Consider the following 18,588-nt stretch of genomic DNA (forward strand, 5'->3'; position numbering starts at 1 on the left):
GCCCGCGTTGTTCTCAGGGCGGGGTGCGATTCCCCACCGGCGGTAAGGCGGCGACGCCAAGCCCGCGAGCGCTCTCCCCGCTTGGAGAGGTCAGCAGATCCGGTGTGATTCCGGGGCCGACGGTATAGTCCGGATGAAAGAGAACGGGACCAGCGCCTCGCCGGCGTTCGCCGCCCCTCGCCGGGCGGCGGCTCGGCGCGTCGTCGCCCGTAACCCTGGGGAAGCTGGTTACGGAAAGGACGACCATTGAACCAGATTTCCTCGCCCGGCTCCGCCGCCGCCTCCATGGGCGCGCTGTCGATGCTGTCGGCCAGCCTGGTGTTCGCCGCCGCCAATACGCTTCAGTCGATCCTGCCGCAGCAGTTCGCCATGAGTTCGACCGGCATGGCCTTCTGGCAATATCTGATCGCCTCGGTGCTGATGGCGCCGGTGGTGATGCGGATCGGGCTGGGCAAGCTGAAGACACGCCATCCGCTGGCGCACCAGGCCCGCGCCTTCGCCTCGGCCCTGGGGGTGCATGTGTTCGTCTATGGCTTCGCCTCGGGCGTGCCGATCTGGCAGATGGTGACGCTGCTGGCGACCGGGCCGCTGTTCGTCATCGTCGGTTCGACCCTGTTCCTGGGCGAGCGAGTGTCGGGCGCCCGGCTCGGCGCCGCCCTGGCCGGCTTCGTCGGCGCGGTGGTGGTGTCCGGCGTCGGGGCCGAGCGGCTGGACTGGCCCGCCCTGACGCCGATCCTGGCCGCCGCCCTGTGGGCCGCCACCGACGTCCTGACCAAGGCCCTGGCGCGCGAGGAAAGCCCCGAGACCCTGACCGTCTCCCTGCTGGTGCTGATCACGCCCAACCATCTGGCGATCCTGCTGTTGGCCAACGCCTTCGCCTTCGTCCTGCCGGCCGGCGTGGCGACGGGCCTGCCGTTCGCCTTGCCGCAAGGGATCGGGCTGCTGCTGCTGCTGGCGCTCGGCGGGCTGACGGCGGCGGCGCAGTATCTGCTGGCCTGGGCCTACAAGCGGGCGGACGCGGCCTATCTGCAGCCGTTCGCGGACCTGAAGGCGCCATTGGCCGGCCTGATCGGCTGGTCCCTGCTGGGCCAGACGCCGTCGCCGTGGTTCTGGCCGGGGGCGGCCCTGATCGTCGGCGCCTCGGTCTTCATCTTCTGGACAGAGAACCGCGCGCCGCAAACGCGCGCGGCCCCGGCCGTCGGCGGAGGATGACGCGGCGGCCCCGGACCGCTATCTGGCCTCCATGTCGCGTTTCGATCTCACCACCGCCTGGGGCCGGTTCAGGGCCCATTGGGACTATTTCTGGGCGGACCATGCGTTTCTGCGCCTGGCCTTTTCCAACGCCCACTGGCTGGGACCGGACCTGGTACGGACCAATCAGCCGTCGCCGCGCCAGTTGGCCTATTGGAAGTCCAAGGGCGTCAAGACCGTCATCAATCTGCGCGGCGAACGGGACGAGGGCTATTACTGGCTGGAGAAACAGGCGTGCGAGCGTCTGGGCCTGACCCTGATCGACGCCCCGCTGGATTCGCGCGATCCGCCGCAACGCGACCGCATCCATCGCGCGCGCGACCTTTTCAAAACGATCCAGTATCCGGTGCTGATCCACTGCAAGTCGGGCGCGGACCGGGCGGGGATGATGGCGGTCTTCTATCGCCACTTCCATCTGGGCGAGCCGATCTCGGTCGCCATGAACCAGCTGTCCAAGAAATACCTGCACTCGCGCGAGGGGCTGACGGGCGTGCTGGACTATACGCTGGAGAAATATGTCAACGAGGTCGAACCGCGCGGGATCAGCTTCATCGACTGGATCGACAGCCCCGACTACGACCCTCAGGCGATCCGCGCCGAGTTCAAGGCCGGCTGGTGGGGCACGCTGCTGACCGACAAACTGCTGCGACGGGAGTAGGGACTGCCTTGTCCGTCATTCCGGGGCTGAGCGCAGCGAGGAACCCGGAAGCCAGGGACGCATCCCCGGCGCCGACGACTTCAACAGACGGATGTGCCCCCTGGGTTCCGGGTTCGGCCTGCGGCCGCCCAGGAATGACGCCCGGAATGACGGACGTGTTCGCTCAGCCCCAGGGGCCGGTCTTGTCGGTTTCGCCGCGCTCGCGCGCCTCGGCGGCCAGTTCGGCGTCCCGGCGGGCCTTGCGGGCGGCCTCCCACGTCTTGAACCAGCGCGCATAGTTCATCTTGTCGCGCAGCGAAAAGCAGAACAGCCCCAGCACGGCCAGCATGCTGATCAGTTGAAAGGTCTGTTGCGGTTCCAGGTTCATGGTCGTCCTCGACTACAGACCGAACGTCGGATCGGGGCGCCGGTTCGAGCGCCCCGATGTCGCACGATCAGGTCGGATTTTTAGGCGACGTCGGCGCGCGGGTCGATCAGCTTGTGGGCGTGCAGGATGAAATAGCGCATGTGGGCGTTGTCCACGGTGGCCTGGGCGCGGGCCTTCCAGGCCTTCTTGGCGTCTTCATAATTGCCGAAGGCGCCGACGAACTCGACCTGCGACAGATCGCGGAACACCGGCTCGTTCAGGTGGCGCATCTCGCCGCCGATCACGAGGTGAAGCAGTTGCGACGGCGCGGCGTTCTGATCGGTCATCGGAAATCCTGAAGGCTGGGGGAGGAGGTTTGCGCGCGGCATAGGCCGAGAACGCCCCCGGATCAATGTCGGCCGGGTTTTTCCGCCCCTGACTTAGGTCGAAAACGGCACGTTTCTACAGCGCCGCACGATCATCGGCTGGATCAGCGGCGCGGCGCAGACCAGGCTGGCCTGGCGCGGATCAGGCCGGTTGAAGGCCCACGGCCGGCCGTGATGGTCGCTGACCCTGGCCCCCGCCTCCGTCGCGATCAGCCAGCCGGCGGCGACGTCCCAGTCCCATTTGGGCGTCAGGGCCAGCGCCGCGTCGAACGCGCCCGACGCCACCAGCGCCATGCGGTAGGCCAGGGCGTTGCGCTTTTCGAACCGCATCGGCGGCCACGGCTCGTCGAACCAGGGCGCCTGGATCAGCCGGGCGTCGCCCAGCACCGAGGCGTCCTCCAGCGTATCCACGTCCGAGGCCTGGATCGGCCGGCCGTTGCGCGTGGCCCCGCCGCCGCGCACAGCGGCATAGGTCTCCTCCACCTCGGGCGCATGGATGACGGCGGCGACGACCTGACCATCCTCGACCACGGCGATGGGCGCGCACCACCACGGCGTCCGCTTCATATAGGCGACCGTGCCGTCGATGGGATCGACCACGAAGATGCGTTTTTTGGACAGCCGATCCGGCGAATCCGCCGTCTCCTCCGACAGCCAGCCATAGTCGGGCCGGGCCGCCAGCAGCCGCGCCTTCAGCATGGCGTCCACCTTCAGGTCGCCGCTGGTCACGGGCGAACCGCCGGGCTTGGACTGGATCTTCAGCCCCGCTTCGCGCTCGGCGATAGCCAGGGCGCCCGCGTCGATGGCCGCCTGTCGGATCAGATCGAGGTCGGCGTTCAAGTCCGTCATTTGCCGGCGATGGCCACCGCGTCGAACATCAGGCTGGGCACGTTGAAGCCGCCCCGGAACTCCAGGTCCGAGCCCCGCTCGATCCGCAGATAAAGCTCGGGCAGCTTGCCCGCCACGGTCACTTCGCTGACCGGATAGGCGATTTCGCCGTTCTCGAACCAGAAGCCCGACACCCCGGCGGACCAGTCGCCGGTGTTGCCGTTCAGCGACGGGCCGAACATCGACGTGACCAACAGGCCCGACCCCGCATCGGCCATCAGACCCGCCAGATCGCGCTCGCCCGGCTGCATATGCAGATTGTGGGTCGAGACGCCGGACGGCCCGGCCAGCCCCCGCGACGCATGACCCGTCGATTGCAGGCCCAACTGCCGCGCCGAGGCGCTGTTCAGCAGCCAGGTGGTCAGGACGCCGTCGTCGAACAGGGCGCGCCGTTCGACCGCCACGCCCTCGTCATCGAACGGGGTCGAACCCATGCCGCGCGGGCGGAACGGATCGTCGATCAGGGTGACGCCCGGCGCGAACACCCGCTGGCCCAGCCGGTCCTTCAGGAAGGAGGTGCCGCGCGCGATCGACGGACCCGATATGGCCCCCAGCGCCGGCGACACGATCTGGCCGGCCATCCGGTTGTCGAAGATGACGGGGGCGGTGGTCGAGGCGATCTTGCGCGGTCCCACGCGGGCTGTGGCGCGTTCCCCAGCCGTCCGCCCGATCACCTCGGCGCCCGGCAGGTCGGACAGGTGGCGGGTCGAACGGCTCTCGCCGCCGCGCTCCATCGCTCCGTCCTTTTCGGCGATGACGCCGACGCCCAGAGAGAAGGCCGACCCCTCATAGGCGCCGTCGAACCCGTGCGACGTGACCAGCCGCCAGCGGCTGGACGACCAGGAGGCGTGACCGCCCTCGGATCGCGCCACGCCGGTCACGGCCAGGGCGGCGGCCTCGGCCTGGGCGGCGGCGGCTTCCAGCGCCTCGGCGCTGCGCTCGCTGGCGTCGAACAGGTCCAGGTCGGGCAGGGGGCCGCGCGCCAGCCGGTCCTGCGGCGCCAGACCCGCGTTGGGGTCTTCGGGCGCCAGACGCGCCATGGCCACCGCGCGCTCGACCAGCCGCGCCTGGGTCGCGGGCGACAGGTCCGACGCCGACACCGACGCCTGACGCTGACCCACGAAGACCCTCAGGCCCAGGTCGCGCGATTCCTCGCGCTCCACATCCTCCAGCCCGCCGTTTCGCACTCCGACCGACAGGGACCGGCGGTCGGCGCTGACCGCCTCGGCCGCGTCGGCCCCGGCGCTCAGGGCCGCCTTGACGATGTCGTTGAGAAGATCGGTGGAAACGGGCGCAGCCAGGGTCTCGGTCATGCCCCGATATGGCGGACGCCCCGCTGCATCGCAACCTGTCGCGTTCTTGGCGTCAGACCACGGCGAAGGCGATCAGCCCCACGGCGGCCGTCAGCAGCGCCACCCAGGTCAGCAACATCCCGATCACCCGGCCCAGCGACGGCCCGGTCTGGAACAGCAGGCCCAGGGCATGACTGATCCGGCCGACCAGCAGGGTCGCCCCCACCCCATGAACCATCCAGGCGGGCCCGCCGACGGCGGCCAGCAGCAGCATGGCGATCATGCCCGGCGTCCCATATTCCACCAGATTGCCGAAGGCGCGGCTGGCCGCCATCAGGTCGGCGTTGCCGCCGTCGCCCAGCGACACCATGTGCTTGCGCCGTCCGCTGACCACGATGCCCGACAGCACCAGCATCATCAGGATCAGCAGGCCGCTCCACAGGGCGGCGGCCTGGATGGCCAGCATCAGGGGCGAACTCATCGATCAGTCCTCGCGCCCGATGGGATAGAGCAGATAGTGGTCGTCGTAGAAGGGCGTGCGTTCATAGAACCAGGCCAGACGCGACTGCGGATCGGCGGCGAAGGCGGGCTCGGCCGCCAGTTTCGCCTCGAACGCGGCCTTCAGCGCCGGATCGGCCGCCAGCATCGTCTCGGCCAGCGGCGCGATGGCGTAGGCCTCGATATATTCGACCCGGCTCATCACCTCGGGGAACATGCCCCAGGCGAAGAAGCTCTCGTTCGACTGCGGCTCCAGCAGCAGGATGGCGACGTCGCCCAGCGGCTGGTCGGTCGGGACCCGCACCGATCCGGTGGGGAAGGTCCAGTCGCGACGCTCGGTCTTCACCGTCTCGACCGATGCCTGAACATGGCCCTCATTGGCGCGGGCGGCCAGTTTGGGCGACACCAGACGCAGCATCTCCACATTGACCACGCGCGGCGCGGCGACCGTCTCCATCTGCACCCCGTGCGCCCTCAGCCGCTCGATGATGTCGGTGCGGTAGCTGGGAATCCAGTAGGCCGTCGGCCGTTGCAGGGTCAGGGTCGGTTTGGACCCATAGAAGGGCATCTGCCATAGGTCGGGATCGGGCTGGCCCGACCAGCGGATTTCGTTGCGGCCCGAGGCGGGGCTGAAATAGGTGTCGAACAGCACGCCCTTGAACGGCCGGGTGGAGGCGGGGGTGTCCTCCTGCTCGAAATTGGCCAGGATTTCCGCCGGGCGCAGGGCGCGGTCCTGCTCGGTCGCCGCCCTCAGCGCCGAACCCTTGTCCGCCAGCAGCCGCAGCGCTTCCTCGATGAAGACATATGTCCCAAGCACGCGCTGCTCATGCGGTTTCAGGCTGTGGTTCTCGATCAGGATGGTCGGGACATGGGCCGCCGCGCCCCAGCCGTTGGAATAGCGTTCGCCCAGACCGCCGTCCGACAGACCTTTCTTCGGCTCATCGTCATCGACGCCGAACACCAGTTCGCCGGGAATATGGCCCTGGCGTTCCAGCGCCGCGTTCATGGCGGGCTTGAACACCGAATCCAGCCACTGAGACCCATGCGGCGAGCGGCTGAACGACCCGTCCTCGCCATTGAAGCCGAAGGTGACGTCGTACTGGTAATCCATGCCATCGGTGACATGGACGTCCACATAGAGGTCCGGCCGGTAATTCAGGATCAGGCCGCGCACGGCCCGCATCTCGGCCTGGTCCAGCTTCAGATAGTCGCGGTTCAGGTTCTGGTTGGTTGCGGTGTTGCGCCAGCCCTGGATGCGCGGTCCGCGCTGGTTGGGGCGGGAATAGGCGCTGGCCCGCTCGTGCCCGTCCACGCTCAGGATCGGGATCAGGATCAGGTTGACCCGGTCCAGCAGCCCGTCCTTGCCATAGAAGGCGATGTCGCGAAGCAGCATCATGCCCGCATCCTTGCCGTCGATCTCGCCGGGGTGGATGCCGGCCTGGATCATCAGCACGGGCTTGGCCGGATCGAAGGCGGCGCCATCCTTGGAGGCGATCACCGCATAGATGGGCCGCCCCTCCGGCGATGTGCCGAACTGTTCGATGCGGATCAGGTCAGACGCCGCATCCAGCCGGTCGAACCAGGCGCGGGTGTCGGCATAGTCGGGGCTGAAATCATGGGCCGGATCGGCCTCGAACGCCGTGACCCACGGATCGGACGCGCCCCGCAACAAAGCCCTGGACGCCCCGTCCCACGCGGGGGCGGGCGGCAGGAAAGGCTGGTCCCAGGGGGCGGCGTTGGAAAGCGACGCAGGCGGGGTCTGGGACATGGCGGGGCTCACGCTACAGGCAAGGGCGGCGACCAGCGCCGTGACCAGAAGAGGGGATCGCATAAGCCCCTTCGTGAGCCGATTGCCGCATTGTGACAAGTTTCAACCGCGTCCAGCGTGGCGGTTCGCCGATCCGTCCCCGTCACGGTCGCCATGACGGGGACGGCATCGCGATCAGGACGGCAGTTCGACGTCGTCCATCCGGTCGATGGCGCTGTTATAATCGCTGACGATGCTCTCGCGCTCGTAGTCGGACTTGCTCTGCTTGTAGTCGCGCCACGAGCCGACCATCGAATCCAGCCGGTCGGCGATGGAGCTGAACTCGGACTTGTTCTCCGCATCGGCCGCCATCTTCGCTTCGGCTTCGCGCACCTTGGCCGTCGCCTCGACCAGGCCGGGCAGCAGGCGGTCGGCCTCTTCCGGCTTGTCCTCCAGAACGGCGGTGGTGAAGTGATCGGCCTTCTGCATGGCGTCGACCAGGCTGGCTTCGGCCGTGTGGCCCGACTTGGTCAGGGCGGCGATCTGGGCGGCGTTGCGGGCGCGCTGATACTCCGACAGGGCCGCGTCCAGTTCGCCGATGCCGGCGACCGAACTCTGATAGGCGGCCATCAAGGCGGGGTGCGCCGCCTTGGCCTTGGCCAGGCCGTCGTCGCGATAGGCGCGAGATTCGAAATAGGGGTCCAGCGTCTTCCATTGCCCCAGCAGGGCCTCGAGTTGGGGGATCAGCTTGTCCACCGCCGCGTCGGCGCGCTGGCTCTTGCCGCCGCCGGACAGGGCCCGGCCTTCCTTCAGCTTGGCGATGGCCTGTTCCAGTGTCGTGATGTTCTCGGGGAAATAGATCGAACTGCTGGGATTGGCCGTCGGCAGGTTCAGCTTCTCGTATTTGCCGAAGTTTTCGGGCACGCCCCAGTGCTCGTCGATCAGCTTGTTGAAGGCCTCGGTGTAGAGGCCGAACTTCTGTTGCGTGGCCTCGTCGCCGGATGCGGCCCTCACGGATTCGGTCTTGCCGTTGGGGCCGGCCTTGCCATCGCCCTGTCCGCAAGCCGCCAGGCCCATCGTCATCGCGCAGACCAAGGCCATCGCGCTAACCGCTGTCCGAGACTTCATAGGTTTTCCCTTCCATAGCGAGCCGAGTTCCGCCTCGGCTCAGAGCAAGGGAAACGTCACGGTCAAGGTTGGGTTCTCAAAAAAACGGCTCCGCTCGCTGACGAAATCGCAAGTCATTGAAGGCGCATCATTTCCAGATCGGTTTGCCGTCGCCGGGCAGGCCCAGACGGTCCCATATGTCGGAAACCCGGTCGATGACGGCCTGATCCATGCGGATCTCTTCGCCCCATTCGCGCTTTGTCTCGGGCTCCCACTTGTCGGTGGCGTCCAGGCCGATCTTGGAGCCCAGGCCGCTCTCGGGCGAGGCGAAGTCCAGATAGTCGATGGGCGTCGACTCGATCACGGTGATGTCGCGCGCCGGGTCCATCTTGGTCGAGATGGCCCACATGACGTCCTTCCAGTCGCGAGCGTCGATGTCGTCATCCACGACGATGACCCATTTGGTGTACATGAACTGGCGCAGATAGCTCCACACGCCCAGCATCACCCGCTTGGCGTGGCCCGGATAGGCCTTCTTCATCGACACCACGGCGATCCGATAGCTGCATCCCTCGGGCGGCAGCCAGAAGTCGACGATCTCGGGAAACTGCTGGCGCAGCAGGGGAATGAAGACCTCGTTCAGCGCCTCGCCCAACACGCTGGGCTCGTCCGGCGGCCGGCCGGTGAAGGTGGTCAGATAGATGGGGTCGCGACGCATGGTGATGGCGCTGACCTGAAACACCGGGAACTTCTCGACCGAGTTGTAATAGCCGGTGTGGTCGCCATACGGACCTTCGTCCTCGAACGCGTCCAGCAGGACATGGCCTTCCAGCACGATCTCGGCCTGGGCCGGCACCATCAGGGGCACGGTCTTGCACGGGACCAGTTCGGCCTTGGCGCCCCGCATCAGGCCCGCGAACTGATATTCCGACAATGTGTCCGGCACCGGCGTGACCGCGGCCAGGATCGTGCCCGGATCGGCCCCCAGAACCACGGCGCAGGGCAGGGGCTCGCGCTTTCCGGCCTTCTTGTGCCGGGCGTAGTGTTGCGCCCCGCCCCGGTGCGCCAGCCAGCGCATGATGGCCCTGTCCTTGCCCAGCACCTGCATCCGATAGATGCCCAGGTTGAAGTCGTCCTCGCGGTCGTCCGACGGCCCCTTGGTCACCACCAGACCCCAGGTGATCAGGGGCGCGGGCTCTCCGGGCCAACACGACTGGACGGGCAGGGCGGTCAGGTCGATCCGATCCCCCTTCAGCACCACCTCCTGCACCGGCGCCTTCTTCACCGTCTTGGGCCGCATCGACATGACGGTCTGCATAAGCGGCAGCATTTCCATCGCGTCGCCAAGCCCGCGCGGCGGTGTCGGATTCCTCAGGAAGGCCAGCAGTTCGCCGACTTCGCGCAGCTCCGCCGTCGTGGTGCGCGCCTTGCCCTCCAGCGTCACCCCCATCGCCACCCGCTTCACCGTGCCGAACAGATTGGCCAGGCAGGGGATGGGGCTGATGGTCCCGTCCGGCATGACCGGCTTTTCGAACAGGACCGCCGGGCCGCCGTTGCGCAGCAGCCGGGTCTGGATCTCGGTCATCTCCAGCACGGTCGAGACCGGCTCGGACACCCGCACCAGCTCGCCGTCGGCTTCCAGTTGCTGGATGAAGTCACGCAGGGATTTATAGGCCATGAGGCGTGGCTTAGGCGGCCCGCGCGCCGCTGTCACGCCCCGTGCGGCCGAACACTCGATCCAGCCCGACCAGCCCCAGACCGACCACCAGGAAGAAGGCCAGCAGCCCGCCGAAGATCGCGATCACCCGGCCCAGCCCCAGCGCGTCCACATCCACGAACCCATAGGGCCACCAATGGGTCGTCAGGCCGTGAACCAGCGTCCATCCGCCATAGACCAGCGGAAACGTCAGCCATTTCACCGGGTCGATCCAGCGCAGCCGTCCCTTGGCCGTGAACCACAGCCAGTCCAGCACAAAGGCGGCGGGCATGACGTAGTGCAGCACCAGATTGACCCCGTACAGCAGGCCCTGGGGTTTCCAGTGCGGCGCGATCAGCAGGTGATACACCACCCCGACCACCACGATGTACAGGGTGACCGCCGCCCGCACCCCCTCGCTGGCGCTCCACCGGGCCAGCCGCCGGTCGGCGTCGATCAGCGGGCCGGTGAAGGCCAGGGCGACCAGGATATTGGTCAGGATGGTGAAGAAGCTGAAATAGTTGACGGTCCGCTCGACCACGCCCCAACCCTGCATCGGGCCGACCATCAGGATGTACTGCAGGACCAGCGCCGACCAGCCGACGACGGCGAACGTCGCGCGCCACAGCCGCGGCCGGTCCCTGCGTCTCAGCATCCGCCTGTCCCCTGACGCTCAGGCGCCCGTCTTGTCCCACTGGAACGCCGGATCGATCCAGTCGCCGAGGCGCTCGCCCCGATCCAGGGCGTTCATCCGCTGCATCTCCTCGGTCGACAGTTCGAAGTCGAAGATGTCGAAGTTCTCGCGCGCGCGGCTTTCCTTGGAGGTGCGCGGAATGGCGATGATGCGGTTCTGGATCAGCCAGCGCAGCGTCACCTGGCCATTGGTCTTGCCGTGCGCCTTGCCGATCTCGCTGATCGTGGCGTCGTCGGCGATCTTGCCCTGGACCAGCGGCGACCAGGCGGTGATCGACGACCCCAGCTCGGCCGCCGTGGCGACCAGCCGGTCGACGCCCAGATAGGGGTGATGTTCAACCTGATCGGTGATCAGCCGCGCCTTGGACAGGGCCTGCGCCTGACGGAATTCCTTGGACGGGAAGTTCGACACGCCGATCGACCGGGTCAGTCCCGCGTCCTTGGCGGCGTTCAAGGCGCCCAGAGTCTCCTCGAACGACGGCGTCGTCTTGGGCCAGTGCAGCAGCAGCAGGTCGGGAACCGTGCCCAGGCTGTCCGCCGATTCCTGCGCCTGACGCAGCAGGCCGTCATGGTCGAAATGCTCGACCCAGATCTTGGTGGTCAGGAAGAAGTCGTCGCGCGCCAGACCGGAATCGCGAATGCCTTCGCCGACCGCCTTTTCGTTCTGGTAGATCCAGGCCGTGTCGATGTGGCGGTATCCGATCCGCAGCGCCTCGGCGACCATGCGGCGCGCGTCGTTCGGCTCCAACTGCCAGGTGCCGAAACCCAGCAGCGGGATTTCGACGTCGTCGACGGTGATCGTGGGCTGGTCGCCATAGGCCATGGGGCGCTCCTTAGCGTCGGGGGAGGAGGGACGAAATTAGGCGCTCGACCGGTGCGCCGAAAGGCCCGCCTCGAACCATTGCAGGATTTCCGTCCACAGAGGCTCCATCCCCTTTCTGAACGCCCCCTCGTGACCGATGCGTTTGACGCCATAGTCGCGGGGCGCGCGGCTGAGGATTTCGGCGGGCGCGGCGCCATAGGCGGTCAGCAGGCGCGCCCCCGTACCCGGCGTGGCGATGGGATCGTCGCTGAAGATCCACGATCGGATCGGCGCCTTCACCTTGTCGAACTGCTGCGGCTCCAGCGCGCCTTCGGCCAGTTCCTTCAGGAAATAGCTCGGCTTCAGGCACCACCGCTTCCACGTCTGAAACACTCCGCGCGGCAGGTCGGTCCCGCGCCACAGTTTGCCGCTGCGGATATAGCCGTGTCTGCGCAGATCATGCGGACCCAGCACCAGCCAGAACATCAGCTCGAACGGGTTGTAGGTCCGGTGATGCCCGCCCCACCAGCCGGTTCCGACCGAGACGAAGGCGTGGCGGTCGATGTCGGCCTGATTGGGCATGAAGCCGACGAAATGGCCCCCGACGCTGTGCCCGACGTGAAAGACCGGCAGGCCGGGCGCGGCCGCCTTCAGCGCCTGCAGCGCGGCGGGCATGTCCAGCCGCCCCCAGTCGGGGTAATCCATCTGCATCGCCGCCAGATCGTCGGGCCGCGACCCGCCGATGCCGCGATAGTCATAGGTCAGGACCACCGCGCCCCGCTCGGCCATCCAGCGCGCGAACCGGCCATAGAAACCGCGCGGGAACCCGGTCCCCGCCGACACCAGCACCGCCATCCGCGCGTCGTCGGGGCGGAACAGCGTCGCCGCCAGCGGCCAGCCGTCGCCCGCCTCGATGATCCGATCCTCGACCCCAAACGTCACGTCGCCCTCGTCCGTTGTTATTGTAAACGGACTGTGCCGTGTTTCCCTTGCGTCAGGTCAAGCCTGTCTCGACGGCCTTTGTCAGGGCCCTGGGGGCGACCCTGCGCCAGCGCTTCTCCAGCGCCGCCTTCAGCCAGACGGGGTCTACCGTGGCGATCCGCGCCAGTACGATGGCGTGGTCGCGATAGTGGTCGGTGAAGTGAAAGGTGGTCGGATCCATCTCGATCAACAGGTCGCGTTCGTCCAGATTATCCAGATGAACCACGATGCTGTCGTCCAGAGCGGGCCGCATCCAGGTGAAGAACCTGCCCCTGACCTTGAACGACGGCTCGCGATAGGACAGGCCGTCCTCCGCGCCCGGAAACGACAGCACAAGGGCGCGGACCTCTTCGCGGGTCATGGACGGGGGGCGTCGCCGATGACGATGGTCGCGGCCTTGGCGTTTTCGGCTGTCTGCAACAACCGCAGCTGTGCCAGTTCGGGATTGTCCTTCAGCAGACGCGCCGCATTGGCCAGGGCGCGCAGGGCGGCCTGTTCGCTGCGGGCGCGTTCCAGCGCCGCCAGCCCGTCCAGCCGCGCCCGCTCGACATCGCTCAGCAGGCGTCGAACCTCGGGGGGCAGGGTGACGGCGGCGATCTCGACCCGCTCGATCCGTGCGGCGCCCACCGTCTCGCCCGCCCGCGCGCCCAGGGCGTCCGCCGTCTCCGGCGCCTGGGCCAGCAGGGTCTCCAGCGGCGTCTCGGCCGCCAGACGGATCAGGGCCGACTGGACCGCCAGATCGAGGCGCGGCTCGACCGGCTCGCGCAGCGAAAGCTCGGCGTTCTCGATGCGGAACAGGACCGAGGCGGTCAGGCGCAGCGGCATCCGCTCAGCGGACAGGACATCGGCCCGCACCGACCGCACCTGCTGGTCCAGGGTGACGGGCGCCAGCGTCAGCCGGCCCTGGCCTGTCCACAGCCGATGCACCCCCGGCGCCAGCAGACGGTCGAACGCCCCGTCCACATAGACCGCCGTCCGCTCCCAGCTGTTGACCCGCACGCGCCGAAAACGGCCCAGCACGGCCGCGCCGATCAGGACCGCGAGGGCCATCAGGATCGGGACATAGATCGCCATCTGGCCCATTCATCGTCTCCTGCGACACAGACGCCCGGCGCCGCGGCGGCAGGGCGGGGGCCCGAAGCCCGCATGGCCCGACCACGGCTTGCCTTTCGGCCGGCGCCGGGCGTCCTTCTTGTGCCAAACACGGGGAGGCCGCCCCTTTGCGGCTGACCGCGCCCGTGACCGGGCGTCGCGCCGAGATGGCCTCTGACAGGGCGAAAGCCCCGCCTCACCTTAGCGCCGACCGCCCGGGCGTCCAGTCTTCAATAGGCCAGGGCGACGCCGTCCTTGCGCATCTCGGTCGCCGCCCCATAGGTCCAGCGGCCGCCGGGGTTCATCTGTTTCATCACGTTCTGATAGCCGCCGAACCCGCCGTCCGGTTCGCCCAGGGTCCAGCCCATGGCGCGCAGATGGGCCTTGGTCGCCTCGGGCACGCCGCTTTCCAGATGCAGCACCCCGGTCCCCTCCTGCGGCTGGCCGGTCGGTTCGGACGAGCCATAGTGCTGCCAGCGCGGGGCGTCGCCCGCCGCCTGCGGCTCCAGCCCGTAATCGACCATATTGATGATGATCTGAGCCTGGCCCTGGGGCTGCATGGCGCCGCCCATGACGCCGAACGCCATCCACGGCTCGCCGTCCTTGACCGCGAAACCGGGAATGATGGTCTGGAACGGCCGCTTGCCCGGCGCATAGAGGTTCGGATGGCCGTCGGTCAGGGCGAACAGTTCGCCCCGATCCTGGAACATGAAGCCCAGCGGCGCCGACCCGTCGTCCGGCGCCAGGCCCGATCCCATGCCGCGATAGTTGGACTGAATCCAGCTGACCATCATCCCGTCGCTGTCGGCGACGCTGAAATAGGTGGTGTCGCCATGGTGCGGGGCGTCGCCCGGCATGACGCGGTCCATGACCCGGTCGGGTCGGATCAGCCTGGCGCGTTCGGCGGCATAGGCCTTGGAGTTCAGCCATTCGACCGGGGTCTTCGAGAATCGCTCATCGGCGAACCAGCGGGCCCGGTCCTCGAACGCCAGCCGCTTGGCCTCGGCCTGGACGTGCAGCGAGGCGGCGGACTGGAACCCCATGGCCTTCAGATCGAACTGTTCGCAGATGTTCAGGATCTGGTTGGTCGACAGCCCCTGCGTATTCGGCCCCAGGCCGAAGACGTCCACGCCGCGATAGTTGGTCTGGATCGGCTCGACCCATTCGGTGTGGTGGGCGGCCATGTCGGCGCGGGTCATCCAGCCGCCGATCCGCTTGAAATAGGCCTCGATGCTGTCGGCGATGGGGCCGTCGTAGAAGGCGTCGCGTCCGCCCTCGGCGATCATCCGCAGCGTCTTGCCCAGCCAGGGGTTGGCGAACATCTCGCCCACCTTTGGCGTCGCCCCGCCGGCGGCCCAGATGCGTTTGCGGTTGTCGTTTTCCTCGATCGGAATCCGGCCCCGGTCGAAGGCGGCCATGTTGCGTTCCAGATAGTAGGCGATGACCTGGGGCACGGGCGCGCCCTGTTCGCACAGCTCGGCGACCGGCAGCAGCACCTCCTTCCACGGCAGTTTTCCATACCGCTGGTGCGCGCTCCACCAGGCGTCGACCGCGCCGGGCACGTTCACCGTCACGGCGCCATAGCGGGGCAGATAGCCGTCGATGGCCCTGGGCCGCGCGGTTTCCAGGCTCAGCCCGCGCGGACTGGCGCCCGAGCCGTTCAGGCCCACGACCTTCCGCTGTTTCGGGTCCCACATCAGGCAATAGGCGTCGCCGCCGATGCCGTTGGCCGTCGGCTCCAGAAAACCCAGGGCGGCGTTTATGGCGATGGCCGCGTCGATGGCCGATCCGCCGCGCCTCAAGGTGTCGATACCGATCAGAGTGGCGGCCGGATGGGCCGTCGCCGCCGCCCCGTTCGCGCCCCAGACGGTCGAGCGTCCCATGAACTTCGGCCCGCTGATCCGGTCGCCGATGCCGATCCCTGCGTAAGGGTCGGCCGGTTGGGCAGGGGAGGGCGGAACGGGGGAGGGCGAAACGGGGGTGGCGCTCGGCTGCTGCGCCTGGGCCGTGTTCGCCGCCAGCACCCCGACGGGCAGGGCGGACAGGAAGGTGCGACGACGCATGGGCGAACTCCTCGAACAACCGATGCGCCATCAAGGGGGTGTGGGGCCGATCCGGCAAGCCCCAATCCGCCCAGCCGCCGGGCAAAGAAAAGGGCCGCGTCCCTTTCGGAACGCGGCCCTGATCGTTTCGACTGAGCGTGCGCTTAGCTGATGTCTTCGTTCAGCAGGCCGACCTTGAAGAAGCCGTTCTCCTGCATCTTGTTCATGACTTCCATGAACTGCTTGTACTTCACTTCCGGCTGGGCGCGGACGAACACGCGTTCTTCCTGGCAGGCGCCGCCGCCCAGGGCGGTGCAGACGTCGGTGGGCAGGTTGTCGATCGAGGTTTGCTTGTCCGACAGGAACAGCTGACCGTTTTCCTGGATGGTGATGTACACCGGCTCCTTTTCCTTGGTCGGGTTCACCGGCGGCTGCGCCGGCGGCAGGTCCAGACGGATGGAGACGGTCGCCATCGGCGCGGCGACCATGAAGATGATCATCAGCACCAGCAGAATGTCGATGAACGGCGTGATGTTGATATCCGCCGTCTGTTCGATCGTGTGCTTGTCCCCGCCGGAACCGCCGATCTTCGCAGCCATGCATCGTCTCCGTTACTGACCGGCTGCAATCCGCGCCGGCATTTCCCTATGGATCGCCCGAAAGCTTGATCGGTTCTTGGCGTCCCGATGCGCGCTTGTAAAGCGGTTCTAAACGATCCGCCGTTCCCGAACGTCAATTATACGCGACAGTCCCCCGTCGCCGCCCGCCTCAGGCCTTCGCCAGCTTCAGAAAACGGTCCATCAGGGCAGGATCATCCTTGAAGGCGCCGGTGAAGCGGGTGGTGATGGTCGAAACATGCCGGTGATGCACCCCGCGCGTGGTCATGCACTGGTGTTCGGCGTCCAGCATCACCGCCACGCCGCGCGGCTGCAGGTGCGATTCGATGGCGTCGATGATGTCGTTGGTCAGAGTTTCCTGATTCTGCAGGCGCCGCGCATAGATCTCGACCACGCGCGCCAGCTTGGAGATCCCCACCACCTTCTCGCCGGGCAGATAGGCGACATAGGCCTTGCCCAGGAAGGGGGCCATGTGGTGCTCGCAATGGCTCTCCACCTCGATGTCGCGCAGGATGACCATGTCGTCGTATCCCGTCACGTCCTCGAACGTCCGGCTCAGTTCCTTGGCCGCATCGGCGTCGTAGCCGTCGAACCATTCGCCATAAGCGTCCACGACCCGCTTTGGCGTATCCACCAGGCCCGGGCGTTCGGGATTATCGCCGGCCCAGGCGATCAGGGTCCGCACCGCCTCCAGCGCCTGTTCGCGCGACGGACGTGCAACATCAGCGGACTTGGGTGCGTCGGCGACGAGGACGGGCTTGGCGGGGATGACGCTCATGAACTCGATTTTCCGGCCGGGGCGGGCGGTGTCGCCCGGTTTACCTTCTACAATCCATCGGGACTGTATATCAGGCCGCTATATGGGACGGACCCTCCGTCCCGCAAGAAAACCCGCTGAAGACTTATTCAATGCCGCTGCACATCCACGACACCCTGCGCCGTGAAAAGCGCCTGTTCGAACCCCGGAACAAGGATCGTGTGACCCTCTATGTCTGCGGCCCGACCGTCTATGACTACGCCCATATCGGCAATGCGCGTCCGCCGGTGGTGTTCGACGTGCTGGTGCGGCTGCTGCGCCGGACCTATGGCGCCGACCATGTGATCTATGCCCGCAACGTCACCGACGTGGATGACAAGATCAATCAGAAGGCCGCGCGTGAAGGCGTGCCCATCGGAGAAGTCACCGCCCGCTACGAGGCCGCCTATCTGGCCGACATGGGCCTGCTGAACGTGTCGCCGCCCGACATCGCCCCCCACGTCACCGACCATATCCCCGCCATCGTCGCCCAGATCCAGGCCATCGTGGATGCGGGCTGCGCCTATGCCGCCGAGGGGCACGTCCTGTTCGATGTCTCGTCCTACAAGGCTTACGGCGCCCTGTCGGGGCGGAATCTGGATGACATGATCGCCGGCGCCCGCGTCGAGGTCGCCCCCTATAAGAAGAACCCTCAGGACTTCGTCCTGTGGAAGCCGTCCAAGGCGGACGAGCCGTCCTGGCCTTCGCCCTGGGGGGAGGGACGCCCCGGCTGGCACATCGAATGCTCGGCCATGATCGAGCAGAACCTGGGCCTGCCCATCGACATCCACGGCGGCGGCATCGACCTGGTCTTCCCCCACCATGAGAACGAGATCGCGCAAGGGGTCTGCGCCCACGGCCATGCCCACGGCGACAACGCCCATGACGAATACGCCCGCTACTGGATGCACAACGGCTTCCTGACCGTGGACGCCGAGAAGATGTCCAAGTCGGTCGGCAACGTCCTGCTGCTGCACGACCTGGTTCAGGCCATGCCGGGCGAGGTCGTCCGCTGGGCGCTGTTGTCGGCCCACTATCGCCAGCCCCTGGACTGGAACCAGGGCCTGCTGGATCAGAGCCGCAAGAACCTGGACCGCCTGTACGGCGTGCTGCGCGACGCTGACGCCGCCCTGGCCGACTTCGACGCGGCCACCCTGGACGAGGCCGAGAGGGAACTGGCCGAGAACGCCCTCAATCCGGTGCTGGACGCGCTTGAGGACGACCTCAACACGCCAGGCGCCATCGCCCAGCTGTTCGGTCTCGGCGCCGCCCTGCGCGACCTGCTGAACGACGCCGAGGCCGACATCAACGACATCGCCATGGCCCGCTGGAGCCTGGCCGAAGCCGCCGGCCTGCTGGGCGTGCTGGCCCTGACGCCGGATGTCTGGTTCGAGGGCGGCGATCCCGCCCTGAAGGCCGAGGTCGAAGCTTTGCTGGACCAACGCGCCGCCGCCCGCGCCGCCAAGGACTGGCCCGAGGCCGACCGTATCCGCGACCGCCTGAACGCCCTGAACGTCATCGTCATGGACGGCCCGGACGGCGCCACGTGGCGGATGAAGGGGTAAGCCTATCGTCTCCTCCCCACCTGTGGGGAGGGGGACCGCGAAGCGGTGGAGGGGCTTTTGACGCCCCACAGTCGCCTGCGATGCGGCGGACGGCCCCTCCGTCTCTCCGCTGCGCTCCGAGCCACCTCCCC

The 18,588-nt window shown here is 67.4% G+C and carries 19 protein-coding genes and 1 riboswitch; of the genes, 3 read left to right on the forward strand and 16 right to left on the reverse strand.

Going from position 1 to position 18,588, the window contains the following annotated elements:
- The first annotated feature begins 5 nt into the window (after positions 1-5).
- Positions 6-149: riboswitch (FMN riboswitch) on the forward strand.
- Positions 150-246: 97 nt separating this feature from the next.
- Positions 247-1,212 (forward strand): DMT family transporter, encoded by a 966-nt coding sequence (locus P0Y50_09780; protein ID WEK38838.1) that lies wholly within the window; start codon positions 247-249, stop codon positions 1,210-1,212.
- Between the two features lie 31 nt (positions 1,213-1,243).
- A complete protein-coding gene (locus P0Y50_09785; GenBank protein ID WEK38839.1) occupies positions 1,244-1,909 on the forward strand; it encodes a sulfur transferase domain-containing protein in 666 nt (221 codons plus the stop codon).
- Between the two features lie 163 nt (positions 1,910-2,072).
- Here the strand turns inward: P0Y50_09785 and P0Y50_09790 are convergent, their stop codons facing one another.
- The 16 genes from P0Y50_09790 to folE all read right to left on the reverse strand — a co-directional run bounded on the left by P0Y50_09790 (position 2,073) and on the right by folE (position 16,874).
- Positions 2,073-2,276 (reverse strand): hypothetical protein, encoded by a 204-nt coding sequence (locus P0Y50_09790; GenBank protein WEK38840.1) that lies wholly within the window; start codon positions 2,274-2,276, stop codon positions 2,073-2,075.
- 80 nt (positions 2,277-2,356) lie between these two features.
- Entirely contained in the window at positions 2,357-2,602 is a 246-nt protein-coding gene (locus tag P0Y50_09795; protein ID WEK38841.1) for a DUF4170 domain-containing protein, read from the reverse strand.
- A 93-nt stretch (positions 2,603-2,695) separates the two neighbouring features.
- Positions 2,696-3,490, reverse strand: coding sequence for a 3'(2'),5'-bisphosphate nucleotidase CysQ (locus P0Y50_09800; GenBank protein WEK38842.1), 795 nt, complete (start codon positions 3,488-3,490; stop codon positions 2,696-2,698).
- Positions 3,487-4,842 (reverse strand): TldD/PmbA family protein, encoded by a 1,356-nt coding sequence (locus tag P0Y50_09805; protein WEK38843.1) that lies wholly within the window; start codon positions 4,840-4,842, stop codon positions 3,487-3,489. The genes P0Y50_09800 and P0Y50_09805 overlap by 4 nt, the downstream gene beginning before the upstream one ends.
- A 52-nt stretch (positions 4,843-4,894) precedes the next feature.
- Entirely contained in the window at positions 4,895-5,302 is a 408-nt protein-coding gene (locus tag P0Y50_09810) for an MAPEG family protein (GenBank protein WEK38844.1), read from the reverse strand.
- Between the two features lie 3 nt (positions 5,303-5,305).
- The gene (locus tag P0Y50_09815) at positions 5,306-7,087 is read right to left on the reverse strand and encodes a M14 family metallopeptidase (protein ID WEK38845.1); all 1,782 of its coding nucleotides are present in this window, start codon (positions 7,085-7,087) and stop codon (positions 5,306-5,308) included.
- A gap of 174 nt (positions 7,088-7,261) precedes the next feature.
- Complete coding sequence (locus P0Y50_09820; protein ID WEK38846.1) at positions 7,262-8,167, reverse strand: DUF3829 domain-containing protein; 906 nt, start codon at positions 8,165-8,167, stop codon at positions 7,262-7,264.
- Positions 8,168-8,321: 154 nt separating this feature from the next.
- Positions 8,322-9,851 carry a UbiD family decarboxylase gene (locus P0Y50_09825; GenBank protein WEK38847.1) on the reverse strand — a complete coding sequence of 510 codons (1,530 nt, stop codon included), beginning with the start codon at positions 9,849-9,851 and terminating at the stop codon, positions 8,322-8,324.
- Positions 9,852-9,861: 10 nt separating this feature from the next.
- On the reverse strand, positions 9,862-10,524 hold the full coding sequence (locus P0Y50_09830; GenBank protein ID WEK38848.1) for a Pr6Pr family membrane protein: 663 nt from the start codon (positions 10,522-10,524) through the stop codon (positions 9,862-9,864).
- 18 nt (positions 10,525-10,542) lie between these two features.
- Positions 10,543-11,385 carry an aldo/keto reductase gene (locus P0Y50_09835; protein WEK38849.1) on the reverse strand — a complete coding sequence of 281 codons (843 nt, stop codon included), beginning with the start codon at positions 11,383-11,385 and terminating at the stop codon, positions 10,543-10,545.
- Between the two features lie 36 nt (positions 11,386-11,421).
- A complete protein-coding gene (locus tag P0Y50_09840; GenBank protein ID WEK38850.1) occupies positions 11,422-12,306 on the reverse strand; it encodes an alpha/beta hydrolase in 885 nt (294 codons plus the stop codon).
- Positions 12,307-12,358: 52 nt separating this feature from the next.
- Positions 12,359-12,706, reverse strand: coding sequence for an MmcQ/YjbR family DNA-binding protein (locus P0Y50_09845; GenBank protein WEK38851.1), 348 nt, complete (start codon positions 12,704-12,706; stop codon positions 12,359-12,361).
- Positions 12,703-13,428 carry an SPFH domain-containing protein gene (locus P0Y50_09850; protein ID WEK38852.1) on the reverse strand — a complete coding sequence of 242 codons (726 nt, stop codon included), beginning with the start codon at positions 13,426-13,428 and terminating at the stop codon, positions 12,703-12,705. Before P0Y50_09850 ends, P0Y50_09845 begins: the two co-directional genes overlap by 4 nt.
- Positions 13,429-13,667: 239 nt before the next feature.
- Positions 13,668-15,500 carry a gamma-glutamyltransferase family protein gene (locus P0Y50_09855; GenBank protein ID WEK38853.1) on the reverse strand — a complete coding sequence of 611 codons (1,833 nt, stop codon included), beginning with the start codon at positions 15,498-15,500 and terminating at the stop codon, positions 13,668-13,670.
- Positions 15,501-15,643: 143 nt separating this feature from the next.
- On the reverse strand, positions 15,644-16,078 hold the full coding sequence (locus P0Y50_09860; GenBank protein WEK38854.1) for a biopolymer transporter ExbD: 435 nt from the start codon (positions 16,076-16,078) through the stop codon (positions 15,644-15,646).
- Between the two features lie 169 nt (positions 16,079-16,247).
- Positions 16,248-16,874, reverse strand: coding sequence for a GTP cyclohydrolase I FolE (gene folE, locus P0Y50_09865; GenBank protein WEK38855.1), 627 nt, complete (start codon positions 16,872-16,874; stop codon positions 16,248-16,250).
- 131 nt (positions 16,875-17,005) lie between these two features.
- Here folE and cysS point away from each other — a divergent pair, with 131 nt between their 5' ends.
- On the forward strand, positions 17,006-18,457 hold the full coding sequence (cysS, locus tag P0Y50_09870; protein ID WEK38856.1) for a cysteine--tRNA ligase: 1,452 nt from the start codon (positions 17,006-17,008) through the stop codon (positions 18,455-18,457).
- Positions 18,458-18,588: the final 131 nt, after the last annotated feature.

It is taken from the genome of Candidatus Brevundimonas colombiensis, from assembly GCA_029202665.1.
Taxonomy (GTDB): domain Bacteria; phylum Pseudomonadota; class Alphaproteobacteria; order Caulobacterales; family Caulobacteraceae; genus Brevundimonas; species Brevundimonas colombiensis.